Below are 20,041 nucleotides of genomic sequence, written 5' to 3'. Positions count from 1 at the left end.
GCAGAGGGTGGGAATAGGCAGTTTTATACGAAGAGTACGCTTACGGAAGACTCGGAGTGCACGTTGTGGATACACTTGGCGAGGATACCGGCAACGGATTTGACTTTGATCTTACCGTTGCAGTTAGCAAGCTTTTCTTCGGGAACAGGCAGGGTATCGGTTACAATCACCTCGGAAAAAGGTGCTGCTGCCAGCCTGTCGATAGCCGGTCCGGAAAGAACCGGGTGGGTTGCGCAGGCGATTACGTCTTTTGCGCCGTGGTCCATGAGAACCTTGGCTGCCTGACACATGGTGCCTGCGGTGTCGATCATGTCGTCCATGACCACGCAGACTTTATCTTTTACTTCGCCAATGACGTGCATGGCTTTAGCCTGGTTGGGAGCGTCGCGGCGTTTGTCAACAATAGCAAGGCCAGCATTCAAGCGTTTGGCGTATGCTCTTGCGCGCTCGGTTCCGCCTGCATCAGGGGAAACCATAACCATGTCTTCTTCACGGGTGCGCAGTTCGTCCAGCAGGACGGGTGCTGCGTAAATGTTGTCTACCGGGAGGTCGAAGAAACCCTGAATCTGGCCTGCGTGCAGGTCGATGGTGACCAGACGCTGCATGCCTGCAACAGTCAGGCAGTCGGCACAGAGCTTTGCACTGATGGGAGCGCGGGGGGAAACCTTGCGGTCCTGTCTGGCGTATCCATAATAAGGAACAACAGCGGTTACTCGGCGGGCACTTGCTCTTTTAAGAGCGTCCAGCATGAGGCACAGCTCCATGAAGTGAAAGTTCACCGGATCACAGGTAGACTGAACTACGAAAACATCGCAGCCGCGTACGTTATCCTGAATCTCGATGCGGATTTCACCATCACTGAATTTTTCACGCAGGCAGGGAGTAAGTGTGCTGCCGAGATGGTCACAGATTGCTTCTGAAAGCGCCAGATTTGACGAGCCGCTGATAATCTTGAGTTCACCGTTCATGTCGGTCTCCAACTTGACCTCTCGGATGAGAAATGAATTTGGCAGGGATGGCAGGACTCGAACCCGCGAATGCGTGGACCAAAACCACGTGCCTTACCAACTTGGCGACATCCCTGCACAGATTATGTGAAATATATACTATATTAAAATTTTCAAAACGTGTGAAGAACAGAGTCGACATTAATAGCTTTCAAGCCGGTTGCAGCTTTTTCTGCTGCGTCCCTATCTTTAAAGAAAGATATTACGCTTGCCCCACTTCCGCTCATGACAGCTCCGCAGGCTCCATTTTTCAACACATATTCCTTTGTCTCCCTGATTTTGGGAAACTCGGGAAGGACAACCTCTTCAAAGTCATTGAACAAAGTCACCCTCGTTTTGGAGGCCGTTCTGTTATTACCGCTGGCTGACATTGTCAAGTCAAAGGCGTCACTTTTTTTCAAATTAGTGCTTTGGTCACGGGTGGACCACGCCTTATATGCCCATGCGGTGTTCACGTGCACATCCGGGCAGGCTAATAACGCGGTCAGGCCGGAAAGGTCAACCTCTGAAGGCGATAAAATTTCACCAATTCCTTTTGCCCATGCCGGACCGTCCAGCAAAAAGAAGGGAACATCCGCGCCAAGCCCCGCAGCCAGTGCGTTCAGCTTGCTGTGTTCCAGACCCGGACTGTCCGGGTGTTCATTCAAAAAACGGAGCATTGATGCACAATCGGAACTGCCGCCGCCGAGTCCGGCTCCAGTGGGAGTGCGCTTGGTCAGTTCAATATGCAGTCCCGGACGGAATCCGGTTGCTTCAGCATATTTATCCCAAGCCTTATAAATAAGATTATCTTCCGCCGGAAGGTCGAAATCCGCACAGTGGATGGTGCAACCCTCTCCGGTCTCAGTAACCTCAAGGGTATCGGACAAAGCCGGGAAAGGATGGAAGAGGGTATCCAGCTCATGGTAGCCGTCTTCTCTTTTGCGGACGATTTTCAGGTAAAGGTTGACCTTAGCCGGGGCGGTAAGAATTGTTTTGTTCATGGGCAGTCTAATAACGTAAAGAGTCTGAATTAGGAAGCCCCGTCCTGATGCGCATCAGGACGGGGCAATTGAGAGCTGACAACAGTCGGGAGACTATTTGTCTTTCAGTTCAATGGTGCGGAATATGTTATGTCCCTGACGTTTCAGGAGCAGCATGATCAGTCCGCGTTTTTTGCCTTCAGTGTTGATGATCTTCTGGAGATCCTTAATGGAGTTTACCTTGTGTTGGTTGGCTTCCAGAATAACGTCACCCACTGCGATGGCTGCTTCTTCTGCCGGGGTTCCCTGCATTACTTCGATGACCAGCAGGCCTTCGGGTCTGTCGAGGCCGAGAGAGTCAGCTTCCGCCTTGCGGTTAACCCTGCGGACCACCAGTCCGAGGTCGTCAAGGTTTTCTTCCGCAGCCTTGGGGGACATTTTCTCAGCTTCAGCTACGACGCTCTTGCCGTTGCGTTCGCCCAGCACGATGCGCAGGTTCTTTTCACGTCCCTTGCGCCATACTTTTACACTTACGGCCTTGCCCGGGGGCAGGGCAGCTACAGTGCGCAGCAGGTCGTTGGTGTCGTCGATCTTTTCGCCGTCAATCCTGAGGATAACGTCGCCGACCTTCATGCCGCCTTTATCCGCAGGGTCACCGGGATTGACTGAGTTGACCAGCGCACCTTTTTCTTCCTTAAGTCCGAGAGCCTTGGCGGTTTTTGCGTCAGCGTCCTGAATGGTTACGCCGAGCCAGCCGCGGCTGACCTTGTGGTCGGTCTTGAGCTGGGAGATGACGTTTTCAGCCATGTTGCTGGGGATGGCAAAGCCGATTCCCTGACCGCTGGCAATGATAGCGGTATTGATGCCGATGACCCTACCTTTCAGGTCGATGAGCGGTCCGCCGGAGTTGCCGGGGTTGATGCTGGCATCAGTCTGGATGAAATTATCAAAAGGTCCGGCGCCGATGATACGGCCCTTAGCACTGATAATTCCCTTGGTCACGGTGTGTCCAAGACCGAAGGGATTACCGATGGCCAGTACCCATTCGCCTACTTCGGCTTTTTCCGAGTTTGCGAATTCAAGGAAGGGCAGGTCTTTTTTCACTTCTATTTTTAAGAGGGCAAGGTCGGTTTCTTTATCACGGCCAATGATCTTTGCCGGGTATTCGTGTCCGTCATTCTGGAGCTTGACCGTGATTTCATCCGCAGAGGCGACAACATGGTTGTTAGTGACCACGTATCCGTCTTTGGAAATGATGAAGCCGGAGCCCAGAGAACCTGCTTTGCGTTTTTGTTTTGGCTGCTTGCCGTTACCGCGGTTATTGAACTGCTTGAAGAACTCCTCGAAAGGGTTGTTGCCGCCCTTGCCGTGGAATTTGAAAAAGTCTTCCATGGGATTGCCCACTTCGAACATTTTCACAGTATTGATGTTGACCACAGCGGGACCACACTTTTTAGCCAGTTCCACAAAGGAAGGCAGCCCGTCCGCTTGAGCGTATACGGGCAGGATGAGTACAGTAATGAGAGCAAGTAATCCAATATAGCGTTTTAATTTCATGTAACCTCCTCGTAATGCCGCCCGGAAAACGGGATAGGCGGCACTTTCTTGAGTATAGTCTTGTTTTTCTAAATGTAAATAGTGCAGGGGATATTATAAGACGGAGACAGGCGGATTGGCCGTTGTTGCTAGACATTAAACTTAAAAATTGTCTAATGTACTAATAGCATTTTTTAAATGGGTCGTGTTCGGTTAATTAATCAGAGGTGGTTGTTGCATGAGATTACCAGATGATTCCCGATCTGCTACTTCCGGCAAAAAAAAGTTTTTGCAGGTGGCGGGACTCTTTGTGCTAATTACCATGGTCGTGTGGGTCATACTTTTTTATGTTGCGCGGCAGTATGTGGTCAGTCAGGCTGAGGATAAAATCAAAGAGATTCTTTTGGTCCATAAAGGTATGCACCATTATGTGCAGGAAATCATGCACCCGGCACTTTACAAATATAAAAACGACAACGAGATAAAGAAAGATTTTTATGCTCCTGAACTTTTTTCTTCTTCGTTCATCATCAGGAATTTACACGGCTTTTATAATCAGGAAAAAAATGCCTCCGGAGAGGCTGAACTATACTATAAGATGGCGGCCAATAATCCACGCAACAAAGTAAATAAAGCGGATTTGCTTGAGCAAAACCTGATCACCATGTTCAACAAGAACAGAGAGATAAAAGAATACCGGGATGTGGTCAGTATTAATGGTACTCAATATCTGTATGTCGCCATTCCCTTTCTGGAGAATAACAAGGGCTGTCTGACCTGCCATGGTAAGTGCGAAGATGCTCCGGCCCAGTTGCGGGAAAGATATAAAGGGGCCGGGGGCTATAATGAGGAATTAGGAGTTATCAGAGCTGTAATTTCGGTCAGAGCTCCGTTAGGCGATGAGCTTTTTGACATATCCATCATCGGAGGTGCTTTGTTCTCCGGCGTGGCGGCTCTTATAGGATTGCTCTTTTTCAGTACCAGATTGAAAGGGGTGGTTAACAGGCGGACCGCCAAGTTGAAGCAGGAAATTGAAGTGCGCATTCAGGCGGAACAGGAAGTGGAGAAGCTGCGCAATTATCTGTCCAATGTTATTGATTCCATGCCGTCACAGATAGTCGGGGTCACCCCTGAGGGCATAATTACGCAATGGAATAGCGGTGCCGGAAGTGATTTTGGAATTTCAAAGGAAGATGCTTTAGGCCAAAATGTCGAACAGATAGCACCCCGGTTGGCTGATGAAATGGAAAAGGTACGTAAGGCAATTCAATCGCGTACCATTCAGGTTGAGTCCAAGCGTATACGCCGGGAGAATGGAGATGTGCATTATGAGGATGTCACAGTTTATCCTCTGATAGCCAACGGTGTTGAGGGGGCCGTTATCCGTATTGATGATGTTACTGGACGGGTGCATCTGGAACAGGTTTTAGTTCAGTCTGAAAAGATGATGTCCGTGGGAGGGCTTGCTGCGGGTATGGCCCACGAGATCAATAATCCTTTAGCCGGGATACTCGGAAGTGCTTTTAACATCAAAAAACGTGTGTTCAGTGATTTGAAATCCAACCGGAGCGTTGCGGATGAATGCGGTGTCCACCTTGAACTTGTTCAGGAATACCTGAGGAAGAGAAAGGTAGACCGGATGCTTGATTCAATTCAGGAGAGCGGCAAGCGCGCGGCTGCCATTGTTGATAATATGCTCAGTTTCAGCCGTAAGAGTGACGGGCAGATGCAATTGTTCGATCTTTCCTCTCTTATGGATAGAACCCTTGAGCTGGCCGCCAATGATTACAACCTGAAGAAATTTTATGATTTCAGGCAGATAAAAATAATTCGCGAATATCAGCCCGGAATGAAACGGGTATTTTGCGATGGTAATGAAATACAGCAGGTATTTTTGAATTTGTTTAAGAACGGTGCAGAAGCCATGACTGAAAAACAATACAGCGACACCTCTCCCACTTTTCACTGCAGGGTTTATGAGGAGAAAGGCATGGCTGTAGTTGAAATAGAAGACAACGGTCCCGGTATGGATGAAGTTACCTGCTCACGTATTTTTGAGCCCTTCTACACAACCAAAGCGGTTGGTAGGGGAACGGGGCTGGGACTTTCCGTCTCCTATTTCATCATCACCGACCAACACAATGGTAATATGGCGGTTGAATCTGATCCTGCAGAAGGAACCAAGTTTATCATTCGTTTGCCTATCCGTGTTGGTGCCGGCGGATAGTTGTTTCTAACTTTTTTGAACAACATAAGCCCGGTAAGTCCGTTTTTGCCTGCCAATGGACGATGATTTGTACTCCAGAGAGTTGAGCTGTTCAAAGCCGCAAGTTTCAAAAAGTTGGACTAGATCACTTTGTGAATGACAATGAAACTTTATTTTTGAACTTCTATTTTTCTGGCAACTGGAGGCAAAGTTTTGCGTTTCTCCGGCATCAGCATCAGCAACCACAAAGGCGAAAATTCCGTCTTTTTTCATTACCCGGTTTACTTCTGAAAAAATAATTTCAAGATTACTGAAAAGATGAGTTAGGCCCGTACATACGGCATGGTTTACGGAACAGGTTTCCAATGGATAGGGAGCTATGCTGATGTCATGTTCCTTAAGGCTGGCTGCAAAAGATTTTTCTGCGCAGACTTCCAGCATCTCACTGGAAAAATCGAGGCCGTGCACCTCAAGTCCGCTCTGGTGGAAAAGGATTGAGGACAGCCCGGTGCCGATACCAACATCCAGAATGCTTTCACCCTTGTCTACATAACGGTAGGCGAGTCCGAATACTATATCCGGGTCCAGCCAGTTGGCTTGCATAGATTTCTGGTCATACTGTTGTACATGGTCTCCGGTGAATGCTTTTCTGACTGTGGGGCGGCTTTCCATTCTCTTTTTCCTGAGTGTTGGATGTTTGGTAAATGGAAGCCATTTTAAGTATTCGATTAAATATTTCTGCCCCGAGAGCTGTTTATTTTGACCGGATTTATTTGGGGTCGTGCAGGTTGTCTGCTTCTATCTGCTTGAAGTATTTAAGCGTTTTGACTTTCAATTCCATGGTCGCGTCTTCGTCGCAAACTAGGATGCCTTTGCGATGCAGCTGCAGGGCTGAGACGGTCCAGAGGTGGTTTACCCCGTGTTCTACTGCGTGTGATACGGCCAGAGCCTTGTTCAAGCCGGAAGCAAGGATGATCATTTCTTTTGAATCCAAGAGGGTTCCCACACCTACAGTTAGTGCATATTTAGGAACATCTTCCATGTTATTATTGAAGAAGCGGGAGTTGCCCATGCGGGTTTCAATGGTCAGGGTTTTGATTCTTGTGCGCGAGGAAAGGGAGGATGCCGGTTCGTTGAAAGCTATGTGGCCGTCGGTTCCGACCCCACCTACGAAAATATGAATTCCGCCGTAATCATCAATCTTCTGTTCGTAGGAGTTGCATTCAGCTTCCGGGTCGGGGGCGTTGCCGTCCAGCAGGTTTATGTTTTCTCTTGGGATATCAACATGGTTGAAAAAGTTTTCATGCATGTAATAATGATAACTCTGAGGGTGTTCCTCCGGTAGGCCGACATATTCATCCATATTAAAGGTTACAACATGTTTAAAGCTGACCTTTCCGGCGCGATGCAGGTTTATGAGTTCCCGGTACATGCTCATGGGGGTTCCTCCGGTGGGCAGTCCCAACACAAAGGGCTTTTCTTTGCTTGGAGAAAAAATCTTTATTTTTCTCGCTATGTAACGGGCGGTCCACCAGCCCGGATCATTTTCCAGTGGAATGAGTCTCATGTTTTCCTCCATGCATTAATATTATTTCAGCTACAGTATATGTATTTTTTGGGCAAGATGAGGACGTATCTTGACCTTTGAAAGAAGCGTTAATATCTCTAGCGCTCAAATTTTAAAACAATCTTGGAGAATATATGGATCAGTCAGCAGATTTGAAAGCGGAATACGAAAAAAAGCTCAAGGAATACGAACAGAGCGGAGATTCCAAGGGTAAGGCTGAAACCCTCTATGAAATGGCGAAGCTTGAAATCAGCAAAGGCAATCAGGAACAGGCTTTGCTCATGTTGATGGAAGCTTATTCTAGGTTTCAGAAGCTGGGCGAGTCAAAAGGCCACTGCTTTGCCGGAGAATTGCTTGGGCAGCTTCTTTTTGTCTCCGGCAACCGGCAGGATGGATTGGCTGTGGTGCGCGAGGCTTTTCGGGGATTCACTGAAATGGGCATGGCTGAAGAAGCTGAAAAGACCGGACAGTTACTTGCAGTAATGGAAGAGCACGCCGCAGGGGAATAAATATTTTTATTAAAAAAAAGGCCCGCAATTTCTTGATAGAAATTGCGGGCCTTTTTGTTTTTGCAGGAAAATTAATTCTGATCCACGCGCAATTCAATGGCATCAAAGCGCCAATACTCGTGTTCCACTGTGAGTACGGTATCTTTACCGTCTGTTTTGATTCGACGCACGTAAACTCCCGGAGAGCCGTGAGTAATTCCAAGCTGAGAGGTTACGTCCCTCGGTAGCAGGAGCGGTCTGATCAGGAGGTTTCTTTGTTTCAACCTCAGTCCGTAATCTTCTTCCACAACCTGGGTCATGGCCCGTTCGGCAGTCTTGGGGACAATTCCTGTCAGCTTTTCCACATTCAGATAGTTCAGGGTGCGGGCCACTTTCTGGCCGTCGATAAAAAAGGTGTTTTCCATGGAATAAACTTTCGTCCCGGCAGCAAAACCATCTTCTGTATATGTTTCCATGTCTTCTTTTATGGAGATGATGCCGTTGTCTTCGGTGGTCCAATCTGCTTTTCGGCCCTGTGATGCGGCCAATTGAGCAAAGTTAACGTGGTTTGCCGGGTTGTATACCATGCGGATGGGATTTACATACCAGCCCTTTCTCTCAAGTCTGAAGATTTTTCCGTCCCGTTGCAGTTTGAGCAGGGCGTGGCGGATGGTGTTTCTATTTAAGGACAGCTCGGCACAGAGGGTTCGTTCAGAGGGAAGTTTGTCTCCCGGTTTTAGTTCTCCTGAAGCCAGCCGTTTCAGGATTAGGTTCTGTACTATTTGATAATATCTGGTTTTTTCCATGGAGTGTTTAGCTTGATTTTAAAAGGTTCAAGTTTTTTTTTGACACAAAATTTATACAGAGTCATCACGGATTTGTAACTTTTTTTCTGAAATCTGGGTTAAACCAGTTGAGGTGTGTTTGGCAACAGTGTAGAAGGGGCCAGCACAATGGATGATTAGGGATGACTGGCCCCGGTTGCGGAAAGGTTTTTTCCGTGTCAGGTGTTCAGGAATATCTGTGCAGCGCAAAACCGTATTGTTTGATATACGGACTGGAATTCCCTCACAAGATTGCGTTGTGAAGTTTTGAGGGTGGAGGTAGTCAGATGGCTCTTTTTCGTACTTCTTTCATTTGTCTGTTGATTGTGGCCATGGCATCAATTGCTCAGGCCAGCACCTTGGAGAACGTCAAGAAAGACGGATTCCTCAAGGCCGGTACCCACATTGAAAACCCCGGTTTTTCCGCTTTGGACAGCAATGGTAACCGTGTAGGTTTTGATGTTGATTTTATTCGCGCAGTTGCCGCTGCTGTTGATGTTCCTGAAATCAAATACACCCCGCTCACTTCCAAAGAGCGTCTGCCTGCTTTGCAGTCCGGTGAGATTGATCTTCTTTCCCGTACCACCACCCACACCATGAGCCGTGATGTAAAGCTCGGTCTCGATTTTACCGTAACTACTCTCTACGATGGTCAGGGTATGATGGTCCGCAAGGAACTCGGTATTACCGATGCCAAGGATCTGGACGGCGCAACTGTCTGTCTGCAGACCGGTTCCACCACCGAACTGAATATTTCCGATTACTTCCGCAAACACGGTATGAGCTTCACTCCCGTTGTTTTCGATAAGCAGCCTGATGTGCGTAAAGCTTACGATACTGGTCGTTGCGACGTACATACCACTGACGTGTCCGGTCTCGCAGCTCAGCGTTCCCTGATGAAGAATCCTGCTGACCACATCATTCTTTCCGAAGTTATCTCCAAGGAACCCCTTGGTCCTGTTGTACGCCACGGCGACAACCAGTGGTCCGACATTGTCCGCTGGACTATCTGGCTGACCATGGCTGCAGAAGAGAAGGGTATCACTCAGGCTAACGTTGAAGAAATGTACGCCAAGAGCAAAGATCCCGAAGTACAGCGTATGCTGGGCAAAACCGGTTCCCTGTGGACTGACCTCGGCCTTGATAAAGGTGCACCCGTACGCATCATCAAGACCGTTGGTAACTACGGTGAAATCTTTGACCGTAACCTCGGCCCCAAGACTCCCCTGCGCATGGATCGCGGACTCAACAAGCAGTGGAATGAAGGCGGCCTTATCTACGCACCGCCTTTCCGCTAGGTCTTTATATTGTAGTATTCGCGCCGGGATTTTTCCCGGCGCGTTTTTTTATTCTAATAAAAGGTTTTTTTTATGTCCGAACGTTTAGCACCGCAGGAAAAAGTCCCTTTCTGGCGCAGTCCGCAGGGAAGGGCCTGGATGTTCCAGCTTTGCATGGTCGGTGGTTTTCTCTGGCTGGCAGTTTCCATGTACCGGAATACACTGGTCAACCTGAAAACCCGTGGTATCAGTTCCGGTTTTGGCTTTTTGGGTAATGAAGCCGGATTCCGCATCGGTGAGGTAACCGGGATTCCCCTGCCGCAGGGCGGATTGCTCTGGTTTCTGCTCAGCCTTATGTCCGGGCTTGTTATATCCCAGCTTATTTCCCGTCATTTGAAAAGCAAGTCCGAGCAGCCCATGAACAGCAAGTGGCTCTCGGTCTGTCTGTTGTTCAGCATCGGCTTGCCCATGCTGACCTTGTATATCTTTCGGGACAGCGTTGAAATCGCACACTATACCGAATCTTCAAGCTATTTCATGGCCCTGCTCACCGGGCTGGGCAATACCCTGAAGGTCACGGTCATCGGCTGTGTGGCTTCGACCATTCTCGGCCTGCTGGTGGCGCTCGGACGTCTTTCTCCCAACTGGCTGCTTTCCAATATCTGTCGCTGGTATGTGGAGCTTAACCGTAACCTGCCTGTGCTGCTGCAACTCTTTTTCTGGTACTTCATTGTACTGCAGCAGTTGCCCAATGTTCGCAAATCCATTGATATCGGCGGCTGGCTGATCCTCAACAAGCGCGGACTTTATCTGCCTGCATTGGTACCCCAGCAGGGGGCATGGCTTTTTTGTGCGTCTATTGTCGTTGGATTAGCCGCCATTTGGGTAATTCGCAGGCGGGCAAAGCGTATTCTCGACGAAACAGGTGTTCCTGTTAAAATTTTATTTCCTTCCCTTGCTGTGCTGATCGGCCTTCCCGCTTTAGCATGGCTGGCTGGTGGACAACCCTTTACCCTCGATTTTCCTGTCCTTAAGGGTTTCAACTTCAAAGGCGGTACCGGGCTTACCCCGGAATTCACCGCATTGGTTGTCGGGCTGACAGTCTATGTTTCGGCTTTTAACGCCGAGATCATCCGTTCCGGCATTGAGGCAGTTTCCAAGGGACAGCGCGAGGCTGCTCGTGCTCTGGCAATGAATGAGCGTCAGGTCATGCGCATTGTTATTCTGCCGCAGGCCATGCGTATCATTGTACCGCCCATGACAAGTGAATATCTGGCTATTGCCAAGAACAGTTCACTGGCGGTGGCTATCGGTTATCCCGAGTTTGTCAGTGTCGGTGGAACAATTTTGAACCAGTCCGGTCAGGCGGTAGAGATTGTGGGTATCTGGATGGGGGTTTACCTGTGCATTTCCCTGCTGATTTCTTTTGGAATGAATATTTACAACAGCAAAGTGGCGTTGGTGGAGAGGTAGATAATGGTTCAAGATATTCCTGACAGACAGCCCCCGGCAACTCAGGTGGGGGTAATCGGCTGGGTGTGCAAGAATCTGCTCTGCCCGTGGTACAACGCCGTGCTGACCATTGTTTCCTGCTGGGCCATCTGGTCGGCGGCGGCTCCCTTCTGGGAGTGGGCGGTTACCAATGCCTCCACCACTCTCGATCCTGCTGCGGCCAAGGAACATACCGGGGCGGCATGGGGCTTTATCCGTGATATGTGGCCCGTGTTCATGACCGGGGTTTACCCGGCTGAAGAGCGTTGGCGTCCGCTCATTGCCTTATGCATTGTGGTCATTCTGGTCAGCCTCAGTCTTGTGGCTTCATTTCGTCGTAGCCGTTGGCTTAAGATTCTCTGGTTTGTATCTCCCATAGTTGTTTTCGCGCTGGTTTACGGAGGCGGAATCACCGGACTGCCCGTGGTGGGAACCCACTACTGGGGTGGGTTGATGCTGACCATCATGCTTTCCATTGTTGCCATGCTGGCGGCATTTCCCATCAGCGTATTGCTCGCATTGGGCCGAACTTCGGATATGCCAATCGCCAAGCCATTTTGCGTGGCCTATATTGAACTCATTCGTGGGGTTCCGCTGATTACCATCCTGTTCATGGCTTCTGTTGTTCTGCCTTTGTTCCTGCCTTCGGGGATGGAGCTGGATAAGGTCCTGCGTGCCTTGGTGGGGATCACCATGTTCTTTTCCGCCTACCTTGCGGAGAACATCCGCGGCGGCTTGCAGGGCATCAGCAAAGGCCAGTACGAGGCTGCGGATGCCTTGGGCATGAGCTATTGGAAGAAGACCATCGTGGTTATCCTGCCGCAGGCTCTGCGTATCGTAATCCCGCCCATGGTCAACAACTTCATCGGAATTCTGAAAGATACCTCCCTCGTGGGCATTGTGGGGCTGGTGGACCTTTTGCAGATTGCATTCGCCACCACTTCCAACCCCAAATGGTTCGGCAGGCTGGAGGAAGCTTATGTATTCATTGCCTTCTGGTACTGGATTCTTTGCTACGCCCTTTCCAGCTACAGCCAATACCTTGAACGCAAGATGCCATCCGCAAGTAAATAGAGGAGAAATATATAATGACAACCGCACATATAAATACCGCAACCCATCTGGGAAACAGCCCGGTTGTGATCGACATACAGGGCCTTAATAAATGGTACGGGCAGTTTCACGTACTTAAGGAAATCAACCTTCAAATCCGCCAGCAGGAAAAAGTGGTTATCTGTGGCCCGTCCGGTTCAGGTAAATCTACCCTCATCCGGACCATCAACAGGCTGGAGGAACACCAAGAAGGTTCCATCGTGGTCGACGGTGCGCCGCTGACCAACGATGTGAAGCAAATTGAGCGCGTCCGCCGTGAGGTGGGCATGGTTTTTCAGCAGTTCAACCTCTTTCCGCACATGACCATCCTCGATAATGTCATTTCCGGTCCTATCCACGTGCGCAACATGCCGCGTAAACAGGCTGTTGATCTAGCTCATTCCTATCTTAAAAGGGTTGGAATTGCCGAGCAGGCCAATAAGTTTCCCGGACAACTTTCCGGGGGCCAGCAGCAGCGTGTAGCCATTGCCCGTGCCCTTGCCATGCAGCCCAAGATTATGCTTTTTGACGAGCCAACCTCAGCCCTTGACCCGGAAATGATCAAAGAAGTCCTTGATGTAATGCGTGAGCTGGCTGAGCAGGGCATGACTATGATCTGTGTTACCCATGAAATGGGTTTTGCCCGTGAAGTGGCTGATACCATGGTATTCATGGATAAAGGTCAGATTGTGGAATATGCTCCGGTGAAGGACTTTTTTACCGCGCCCAAAGAAGAACGCAGCCGCATGTTTCTTGAGCAGATTTTGAATCATTAGGATTAATATATAATGTCGTTATCTTTAATAAATAGTCGTCCTTTGATCTGGGCGCACCGTGGGGGGCGTTCCCTTGCGGCTGAAAATACACTGGCAGCAGTACGCAAGGCTAAGGAAGCCGGAGCGGATGGCTGGGAACTTGATGTGCAGGTTACCAAGGACGGGGAAGTAATTATTCTTCATGACCTTAACCTGCTGCGTTCCACAAATGCGAGTGTCCATCCTTTGTTCGTCGGTAATCCTCCGGCTTTGCCGTGGAGGTTCAGCCTTGCTGAGTTGAAAGAGCTTAGCGCGGATGTTTTTCCGCGCCGCTTCTGTCCGCCTAAATATATTGAGCAGCCATGGCGGGAACTGCCGGAAAATCTCCCGGTTGATTTACGTATTCCCACGCTGGTCGAGGCCCTGAAACTCAGCAGGGAACTGGATATGTGGATCAATGTAGAGATCAAGGATCTCAGTAAAGCAGTTCCAGATTATCTTGCCGGGGATATAGTGGAAAAGGTGCTTGGAATTATCAGGGCACAGTCCATGGATGATCAGGTAGTGGTTTCTTCTTTTAAACACGATTACGTGCGCAGGAGTAAAGAAGTCGCTCCCCACATCCTCACCGGAGTGCTGACCGAGCATAAATATGCCGGAGACCCGCTAGAAGCGGCCCGCATTGCTAACGCTGACGCTTGGCATCCGGGATTCCGTTTTCTGACCGAAGAGAAGGTTCAGGCTGCACGGGAAGCTGGACTGGCTGTTACCCCCTACACCGTCAATGAAGTGGAAGACATGAAGCGGCTCACTAAGTGGGGCGTGACCGGACTGGTTACCGATTATCCGCAGAATGCATGACTGGTATTTAAGACTATTAAGCAAAAAAAGAAGGCCGATTCCAAATGGAATCGGCCTTCTTTTTTGTAATATGGGAAACAGGATTCTATTGCTGTGTTGCCTCGCGGGCTTCCCAGCATTCCTGATTAATTTCATTTTCGCTGTTGGCTACTGCGCAGGTAACAGCGAGGTCACCGGTAACGTTGGTACAGGTGCGGCCCATGTCGAGCAGGGCGTCAATACCGAAGATCATGGCATAGGCCAGTGCGGTGGGAGAACCGGCGGTGATTTCCAGACCTACGGAGTTGAGCACGATCATGAGCATGATTGCGCCTGCGCCGGGAATACCTGCGGTACCGAGGGAAGCCAGAACAGTGGTTCCGATGACGGTCATCTGCTGGCTGGCGGTCAGGGGTTCACCGATGGCGTAACCGATGAACAGGGCGCATACACCCTGATAGATTGCGGTACCGTCCATGTTGATGGTTGCACCGAGGGGCAGGGAGAAGGAGTAGATGCTTTTGTCTACGCCCAGCTCCTTATCAGCTACTTCCATGCTGATGGGCAGCACTCCGCTGCTGGAGCGGGTTACAAATGCGGCAATGGAAGCGGTCTTAACTTTTTTGAAAAAGTTGATGGGGTTGATCTTAAAGAGCAGCAGGCCACCACCGTAAATGAGGAAGATGTGGCAGGCAAAAGCAAGATAGGTAGCAATTACAACTACACCCAGAGGGCCTGCGGCTTTGGAACCCTGAGCACCGAAAACAACGGCGATAAGCGCGAAAACACCGATGGGTACATACTGAAGAACCCAGTCGATGATGATGTACATTACTTCAGCAAGACCTTCGAAGAGATAGAAGAGGGAATCCCCGGCATTCTTGATGCGTGCGTCTTCACTGTGGCGCAGCATGGAAATAGCGATACCTGTGATGATGCAGAAGAAGATGGTGGAGAGAACATCACCGGTAGTGATTGCGGCAAACGGGTTTTTGGGAATGATGTTGATCAGGATATCGAGAAAGGATGTTGCCTTGGGAGCTGCTACTTTGAGGGTAGCGCCTTCTGCTGCCAGTTCAAGACCGTTACCGGGCTGGAGGATGTTTCCGAAAAAGAGGCCGATTGCAACCGCGAATCCGGTGGTCAGCATGTAAAAGCCCATACACTTAGCGCCCACTTTACCGAGCTGGCTGGGTTTTACACTGCCTGCGCCCACGATGATAGTGGAGACGATTACAGGCATTACGATCATCTTCAGCGAACGGACCAATATATCTCCCAGCGGAGACAGTACTTTTGCTTCAGGGCCTAAAATAAGTCCTGCAATGGCCCCTAATACCAGACCGATAATGATTCGAATTAACAAGTTACTTTTGAAGTACCAAGAAAACATCTTCCCTCCTGATGTAAGTTAAGAATGTGCTCAAAAAGAATTTTCAGATAAATAAAATTACATTTATCGAAAAAATATGTGGGATTTTAAGAGAAATCCGGAAAAGAGTAGGGCTAAATAGCAGTAAACGGTAATTTTCGCAAGGTTTGGGGAGAAGGCTGGTTTTGATAGAACAGAACTGGTCCTTGCGTGTCATAATAGTACTGAATATATTTGCTTCTGATTTTGGGGCAAATTTTATCTTAAATTAACCGGAAATGGACCGATAGTTTGGCATTGAAGATAATGGAGAAAAGTAAGAAAGATTGGGCCAGATTGTGGAAGCCTGTAAAAGAAAGCAGGGTGTCACTTTACAAGGCTCAATTTAAGCAATTCTCATTTAAGAAGCACAGTCATGAAAATTATGCACTGGGTGTTATCGAAGATGGCGTTCAGCAGTTCCGCCTAGGTGGAGCCAAACGCGTTGCTCCGTCTTCAGCAATGATTGCCATCAATCCCGGTGAAGTCCATGACGGTGAATCAGCAGTCCCGGACGGATGCCGTTACCGGGTCGCTTATTTCAATGATGAGTTGCTCAGCGACATTTTTTTCGGGCTTTATGGCGACAGGCAGCGGGTTGCTTATTTTAAATCCCCGGTTCTTTTCGATAGTGATGTATCTTCAGCCTTGCTTCATGCCCATCAATTTATGGAAGGGACGCAAAAGAATATGTTGGCAGCCGAGAGCTTGATGATGCAGGTTGTTGCGGAGGTCTTTTTGCGCCATGGCGATGAACGGCGATCACCCTGTCCGGTTGTACGGAACAAAGATGCTGTTAAGAAAGCTGTACAATATATCCGGCAGAATGCGTCTGAGAACATTACTGTAAATGATATTGCTGCTGTGGCAGGGCTTTCCCCATATTATTTTCTGAGACAGTTCAAGGCCATAACCGGGCTTCCGCCTCATGCCTACCTTATGCAGTGTCGTGTTTATCTGGCCCGCAGGGCTGTGGATCAAGGGTGCTCTCTTGTCGATGCCGCCCTGCAGGCAGGTTTTGCTGATCAGGCTCATTTCTCCCGCAGCTTTAAAGCCATTCACGGATTTTCTCCCAGCCAGTATAAGAAAGACTTGCATATCTGATTCTTGCATTGACATCACTGGACTCAAATGTGATTTTTAAACATGGTAAAATATTTTTACAATCACATGGTCAGGCATTTGCTAATCACCTTGATTTTAGGTGTTTCATTTACTTTTATCCTTTCCTGTTCAGCATTTGCGGAGTCGAAGCTTCCGTTCCGTCCCGGAGAAAAAATAGAATATAATCTTTACTGGACTGTGTTTCATGCCGGATACGCGGAACTGACCACATCTACTGGCAATGGAACATCCGGCCCCATATTCAATGCTACTGCCCGCACAAATGATTTTGTAGATGTGTTTTACAAGGTGAGAAATCGTATCGAATCGATCACAACTCCGGGGATGGACTCTGCACTGTATTATTTCAAGAAACAACGCGAAGGCGACTATCATAGGGACATAACTTTGCGCTTTGACTGGAATACTTTTTCGGTCACCAGATATGGTTCTGACGGGACTTTCCGCCAGAAATTACCCATCTATCCCGGTGAGTTTGATCCTTTATCCATTCTTTTTTCATTCCGAACCCAGCCATTGGAAGAAGGGTATGAATTTGTCTGCCCGATAACAGATGGCAAAAAATCGGTTATCGGCAGGGCTATGGTTTCGGGAAGGGAAACCATCAAAGTTGGGGGTAAAGAGTACGATACTTTTGTGGTTGAGCCTGAAATCAAGGATCTTGGCGGTGTTTTTAAGAAAAGCCCGGATGCTACACTTAAGATGTGGTTTACAGCTGATGAATTGCGCATTCCCGTAAAGGTGCAAAGTGAAGTGTCAGTCGGTCATTTTTCTGTAGAACTTTCCAAATATACTCCCGGTGATCCCGAGGCAGAATATTAAAAATCAATGCTGCGTGATATGGACTTGCGAAATATTTCGACTGAATCTTCTATCTGAAAAGAATAATGATAAACCGATTGCATAAGTCCTTTTACGTTTTAGCAGTTCTCGCTCTTTTGTTGTTGTGCTGCTCCGGCCTGCCTGTCCTGGCCCAGCAGGAAATAATACAACCTGAAAAGGAATCCAATTCCACTTTGCCTTCACCGCAGTTGTCGGACGAGGAAATCGAAGAGACTCTGAAGGATAGCGATGCGGATTTGCTGGATACCGTTCAAGTACAATTGAGTAAGCCACTTATGGCTTCAGCCAAATGGATGGACGCTTTTTTGGCAGATGAGGATTATACTGAGGAGATTAATAAAACTTTTCTCCGTCTTCGTTTGGGCATGTTCACTGAGTTTGAAAATCCTGTGCCGGAGTCAAGGTCAGATTTGTCCCTGTTTTTGAATTTGCCTAATACTGAAGACCGCATGCAGCTTGTTGTCACTAGTATGCTTGATGCTGATGATGACGGCCTTACCGGAGTAGATAAAGCCGTTCGTGATTTCGAAACCCAAAATAGCGGGGAAAGTACGGTAGGGTTACGATATTTTTTGGTTCAAGGGGTTCAAAACAACCTTGGGCTTCATGCGGGGGTGTCCTTTCATGAGAATAACCTCGAGCTGATGGGGCAAATCCGCTACCGCTACAAATTCGATATTACCGATGATTGGGCGAGCAAATTTTCAGCTCGTTTCAGGCAATATACAGCCAGAGGATATGAAACAAAAGTTGGGTTGAGTTTTGAACGACAGGTTGGGCACCTTTTTTTCACTACAGACTTGGAAAATTATTACGAGGATCGAAATAGTGAATTCAACAGCAACATCAATCTGCGTTTGTTCCAGCCATTGAATGAAGATCAGGCCATTGAGTACAGGTGGGAGAATGGTTTTGAATACTCTAATGATTCCAGCAGTTTTTCTTCAATGAAATTATCTACCAAATTTCGGAGTAGATTCCTCAAGGAGTGGTTGTTCTGCGAAATTGTCCCGCAGGTAACTTGGGAAAAAGAGTATGACTGGCGTACAAATCCCGGCATCATGATTCGTTTTGAAATGAAATTCGGTCAGGAAACGATGAATGAGACTTTGAACAGACTGGTTGGTTCTAAATAACAAAAAATGTTGTTTGTAGATGTAAATCCTTTTTTATCGCCGCAGATTTGAACTCATTTAAAATGCCTGTTAATGATCATTTCCTATTGAATTAATCATTAAGCATAGGAACTCCCTCGTGAGCTCAAATACAGACGACAATTTTGAACGTCTCCCTGAACCCATTTCCGAAGTTTTTGAATCCTTTTCCGATTTTATCCTCTTTACTGACGGTGGCGGTTGTATCTGTTCGGCCAGTGCCCGGGTAGTTGATTTCTTTGGCTGCCCTCTGAAAGGGCGACAGCTTTGGGATATTCTAGGTGTAGAAGCTTCCGGTATTGATGAATTTATTTCAGCTTATCCTGTGGCTGGGGTACATGAAATTCCTTACGGTGAGAGCGGGGGGAGTTATTCTCTGCGATTGATTCCCCTTGCGGGGCCTTATTGTTCTGAAGGTTATGTTGCCGTAGTCACTAATAACGCTCCTTTTGTAGAATTGCATGAATCTTATGAGGAGCGCATTGAGGACAATATTGCTGCCCTTGATGATAGTGTTGCCCTTTTTAATGCCTTGTTTGAGGCCGCGCAGGACCCGACTATTTTGGCTGATTCAGCTTTTCGTATTCTTACTTCCAATCCCGCAGCAGAAAGGCTTTTCGGACGAAGCTGCACTCTTTCAGGTAATAGTTGCCTGAGTATTTTCAGTGCGGAATCATCCAAGATAGTCCGGGACCATTTTGAGACTTGCACCACCGATATTCCTGTCCCTTTTGATGAATTACTTACGGCACGAAATTGTTTTGGAAAAGAAATTCCTGTTGAGCTGACCATGCACAAAGTGCGTCTTCAGTCCGGCACTGTATTTCATATTGGATTACGGGATATGACTGACATCCAGCGGCTTGAAACCGGTCTGGAAGAGACCCGCGAGCAGGTTGACGGCATGAATGTGGCTTTGCGTACGGTTATTGAATCTGTTGAAGAAGAAAAAAAGGACATGCATGAGGATTTCGCCATACAGGTTCGCGAGCAGATTATGCCCGCCCTTGATCGGATGATTAAAGAACCTGTCCCGCAAATGCGCAGGAGTTTTGGAAGATTTATCAAAGAAAGGCTTTCCGCGCTGGCCGGGGAGACCGGGGATCAGTTTGAAGAATTGCTTCTGAAGCTTACCCCCCGAGAAGTGGAGATATGCCGGTATATCGAGGCCGGTAAAAGTACTGAGCGAATTGGCGAACTCCTCTCAATTACTGCCGATACTGTTCGCACCCACCGGAAAAATATTCGCCGTAAACTTGGCATTCAGGGAAAGAATATTTCATTGATTTCTTATCTCAAGCACCAACTTAGTTCTTAAAAGTATTGGGTATACTCTATACCCAATGAGTACCCAATTGATCGCCTTGTGGGTAGAAGGTAAGTCTGTATTGTCCGGAGCAACGACAGAGAACTTTAATTTACTTTTCAACCTATCTACACGCAAATGAAACCTGATGATATAG

General features: G+C 48.2%; 18 protein-coding genes and 1 tRNA gene. 11 read left to right on the top strand and 8 right to left on the bottom strand.

The window, feature by feature from the left end:
- Positions 1-23: 23 nt before the first annotated feature.
- The 4 genes from ACO05Z_RS14930 to ACO05Z_RS14915 form a co-directional block, all read right to left on the bottom strand.
- Positions 24-968, bottom strand: a complete 945-nt coding sequence (locus ACO05Z_RS14930) for a ribose-phosphate diphosphokinase (RefSeq protein ID WP_015852793.1) — start codon at positions 966-968, stop codon at positions 24-26.
- Positions 969-1,007: 39 nt separating this feature from the next.
- Positions 1,008-1,083, bottom strand: a tRNA-Gln gene (locus tag ACO05Z_RS14925).
- 37 nt (positions 1,084-1,120) lie between these two features.
- Positions 1,121-1,990, bottom strand: coding sequence for a 4-(cytidine 5'-diphospho)-2-C-methyl-D-erythritol kinase (gene ispE, locus ACO05Z_RS14920; RefSeq protein WP_421902981.1), 870 nt, complete (start codon positions 1,988-1,990; stop codon positions 1,121-1,123).
- A gap of 93 nt (positions 1,991-2,083) precedes the next feature.
- Positions 2,084-3,526: a DegQ family serine endoprotease gene (locus tag ACO05Z_RS14915; RefSeq protein ID WP_421902980.1), complete on the bottom strand. Its 1,443-nt coding sequence runs from the start codon at positions 3,524-3,526 to the stop codon at positions 2,084-2,086.
- Positions 3,527-3,743: 217 nt separating this feature from the next.
- Here ACO05Z_RS14915 and ACO05Z_RS14910 point away from each other — a divergent pair, with 217 nt between their 5' ends.
- A complete protein-coding gene (locus tag ACO05Z_RS14910; protein ID WP_421902979.1) occupies positions 3,744-5,732 on the top strand; it encodes a c-type heme family protein in 1,989 nt (662 codons plus the stop codon).
- Positions 5,733-5,738: 6 nt separating this feature from the next.
- Here ACO05Z_RS14910 and ACO05Z_RS14905 read toward each other — a convergent pair whose 3' ends face one another.
- Together ACO05Z_RS14905 and nagB are read right to left on the bottom strand one after the other, a co-directional pair.
- Positions 5,739-6,383: a class I SAM-dependent DNA methyltransferase gene (locus ACO05Z_RS14905; RefSeq protein ID WP_421902978.1), complete on the bottom strand. Its 645-nt coding sequence runs from the start codon at positions 6,381-6,383 to the stop codon at positions 5,739-5,741.
- A gap of 97 nt (positions 6,384-6,480) precedes the next feature.
- Positions 6,481-7,278, bottom strand: a complete 798-nt coding sequence (gene nagB, locus ACO05Z_RS14900; RefSeq protein WP_421902976.1) for a glucosamine-6-phosphate deaminase — start codon at positions 7,276-7,278, stop codon at positions 6,481-6,483.
- Between the two features lie 134 nt (positions 7,279-7,412).
- Here nagB and ACO05Z_RS14895 point away from each other — a divergent pair, with 134 nt between their 5' ends.
- Positions 7,413-7,787 carry a hypothetical protein gene (locus ACO05Z_RS14895; protein WP_421902974.1) on the top strand — a complete coding sequence of 125 codons (375 nt, stop codon included), beginning with the start codon at positions 7,413-7,415 and terminating at the stop codon, positions 7,785-7,787.
- Between the two features lie 71 nt (positions 7,788-7,858).
- Here the strand turns inward: ACO05Z_RS14895 and ACO05Z_RS14890 are convergent, their stop codons facing one another.
- Entirely contained in the window at positions 7,859-8,572 is a 714-nt protein-coding gene (locus ACO05Z_RS14890) for a GntR family transcriptional regulator (RefSeq protein ID WP_421902973.1), read from the bottom strand.
- Positions 8,573-8,877: 305 nt separating this feature from the next.
- Between ACO05Z_RS14890 and ACO05Z_RS14885 the strand changes: the two genes are divergently transcribed.
- The 5 genes from ACO05Z_RS14885 (at position 8,878) to ACO05Z_RS14865 (ending at position 14,066) form a co-directional block, all read left to right on the top strand.
- A complete protein-coding gene (locus tag ACO05Z_RS14885) occupies positions 8,878-9,888 on the top strand; it encodes an amino acid ABC transporter substrate-binding protein (protein WP_421902972.1) in 1,011 nt (336 codons plus the stop codon).
- A 72-nt stretch (positions 9,889-9,960) separates the two neighbouring features.
- Positions 9,961-11,340, top strand: coding sequence for an amino acid ABC transporter permease (locus ACO05Z_RS14880; protein WP_421902971.1), 1,380 nt, complete (start codon positions 9,961-9,963; stop codon positions 11,338-11,340).
- A gap of 3 nt (positions 11,341-11,343) precedes the next feature.
- Positions 11,344-12,432 carry an amino acid ABC transporter permease gene (locus tag ACO05Z_RS14875; RefSeq protein WP_421902970.1) on the top strand — a complete coding sequence of 363 codons (1,089 nt, stop codon included), beginning with the start codon at positions 11,344-11,346 and terminating at the stop codon, positions 12,430-12,432.
- Between the two features lie 14 nt (positions 12,433-12,446).
- Positions 12,447-13,226, top strand: coding sequence for an amino acid ABC transporter ATP-binding protein (locus tag ACO05Z_RS14870; RefSeq protein ID WP_421902969.1), 780 nt, complete (start codon positions 12,447-12,449; stop codon positions 13,224-13,226).
- 12 nt (positions 13,227-13,238) lie between these two features.
- Positions 13,239-14,066 carry a glycerophosphodiester phosphodiesterase gene (locus ACO05Z_RS14865; RefSeq protein WP_421902968.1) on the top strand — a complete coding sequence of 276 codons (828 nt, stop codon included), beginning with the start codon at positions 13,239-13,241 and terminating at the stop codon, positions 14,064-14,066.
- An 85-nt stretch (positions 14,067-14,151) separates the two neighbouring features.
- On the opposite strand, the gene ACO05Z_RS14860 is transcribed toward ACO05Z_RS14865, so the two are convergent.
- Positions 14,152-15,438, bottom strand: a complete 1,287-nt coding sequence (locus ACO05Z_RS14860; RefSeq protein ID WP_421902967.1) for a dicarboxylate/amino acid:cation symporter — start codon at positions 15,436-15,438, stop codon at positions 14,152-14,154.
- A gap of 285 nt (positions 15,439-15,723) precedes the next feature.
- Here ACO05Z_RS14860 and ACO05Z_RS14855 point away from each other — a divergent pair, with 285 nt between their 5' ends.
- The 4 genes from ACO05Z_RS14855 to ACO05Z_RS14840 all read left to right on the top strand — a co-directional run bounded on the left by ACO05Z_RS14855 (position 15,724) and on the right by ACO05Z_RS14840 (position 19,896).
- The gene (locus tag ACO05Z_RS14855) at positions 15,724-16,560 is read left to right on the top strand and encodes a helix-turn-helix domain-containing protein (protein WP_421902966.1); all 837 of its coding nucleotides are present in this window, start codon (positions 15,724-15,726) and stop codon (positions 16,558-16,560) included.
- Positions 16,561-16,602: 42 nt separating this feature from the next.
- Entirely contained in the window at positions 16,603-17,403 is an 801-nt protein-coding gene (locus ACO05Z_RS14850; protein WP_421902965.1) for a DUF3108 domain-containing protein, read from the top strand.
- A gap of 65 nt (positions 17,404-17,468) precedes the next feature.
- Complete coding sequence (locus ACO05Z_RS14845) at positions 17,469-18,560, top strand: hypothetical protein (protein WP_421902964.1); 1,092 nt, start codon at positions 17,469-17,471, stop codon at positions 18,558-18,560.
- 118 nt (positions 18,561-18,678) lie between these two features.
- Positions 18,679-19,896: a LuxR C-terminal-related transcriptional regulator gene (locus tag ACO05Z_RS14840; RefSeq protein WP_421902963.1), complete on the top strand. Its 1,218-nt coding sequence runs from the start codon at positions 18,679-18,681 to the stop codon at positions 19,894-19,896.
- The last annotated feature ends 145 nt before the right edge of the window (positions 19,897-20,041 follow it).

It is taken from the genome of Maridesulfovibrio sp. (assembly GCF_965230075.1).
Lineage (GTDB): Bacteria > Desulfobacterota > Desulfovibrionia > Desulfovibrionales > Desulfovibrionaceae > Maridesulfovibrio.
Note: the sequence above shows the minus strand (reverse complement) of the source record. Positions and strands in the feature narration are given on the sequence as shown.

Coding starts and splice junctions, on each gene's coding strand:
- ACO05Z_RS14885 (WP_421902972.1), top strand. CDS start 8,878: ATGGCTCTTTTTCGTACTTCTTTCATTTGTCTGTTGATTGTGGCCATG.
- ACO05Z_RS14855 (WP_421902966.1), top strand. CDS start 15,724: ATGGAGAAAAGTAAGAAAGATTGGGCCAGATTGTGGAAGCCTGTAAAA.
- ACO05Z_RS14860 (WP_421902967.1), bottom strand. CDS start 15,438: ATGTTTTCTTGGTACTTCAAAAGTAACTTGTTAATTCGAATCATTATC.
- ACO05Z_RS14910 (WP_421902979.1), top strand. CDS start 3,744: ATGAGATTACCAGATGATTCCCGATCTGCTACTTCCGGCAAAAAAAAG.
- ACO05Z_RS14915 (WP_421902980.1), bottom strand. CDS start 3,526: ATGAAATTAAAACGCTATATTGGATTACTTGCTCTCATTACTGTACTC.
- ACO05Z_RS14875 (WP_421902970.1), top strand. CDS start 11,344: ATGGTTCAAGATATTCCTGACAGACAGCCCCCGGCAACTCAGGTGGGG.
- ACO05Z_RS14930 (WP_015852793.1), bottom strand. CDS start 968: ATGAACGGTGAACTCAAGATTATCAGCGGCTCGTCAAATCTGGCGCTT.
- ACO05Z_RS14890 (WP_421902973.1), bottom strand. CDS start 8,572: ATGGAAAAAACCAGATATTATCAAATAGTACAGAACCTAATCCTGAAA.
- ispE (WP_421902981.1), bottom strand. CDS start 1,990: ATGAACAAAACAATTCTTACCGCCCCGGCTAAGGTCAACCTTTACCTG.
- ACO05Z_RS14845 (WP_421902964.1), top strand. CDS start 17,469: ATGATAAACCGATTGCATAAGTCCTTTTACGTTTTAGCAGTTCTCGCT.
- nagB (WP_421902976.1), bottom strand. CDS start 7,278: ATGAGACTCATTCCACTGGAAAATGATCCGGGCTGGTGGACCGCCCGT.
- ACO05Z_RS14905 (WP_421902978.1), bottom strand. CDS start 6,383: ATGGAAAGCCGCCCCACAGTCAGAAAAGCATTCACCGGAGACCATGTA.
- ACO05Z_RS14870 (WP_421902969.1), top strand. CDS start 12,447: ATGACAACCGCACATATAAATACCGCAACCCATCTGGGAAACAGCCCG.
- ACO05Z_RS14895 (WP_421902974.1), top strand. CDS start 7,413: ATGGATCAGTCAGCAGATTTGAAAGCGGAATACGAAAAAAAGCTCAAG.
- ACO05Z_RS14865 (WP_421902968.1), top strand. CDS start 13,239: ATGTCGTTATCTTTAATAAATAGTCGTCCTTTGATCTGGGCGCACCGT.
- ACO05Z_RS14850 (WP_421902965.1), top strand. CDS start 16,603: ATGGTAAAATATTTTTACAATCACATGGTCAGGCATTTGCTAATCACC.
- ACO05Z_RS14880 (WP_421902971.1), top strand. CDS start 9,961: ATGTCCGAACGTTTAGCACCGCAGGAAAAAGTCCCTTTCTGGCGCAGT.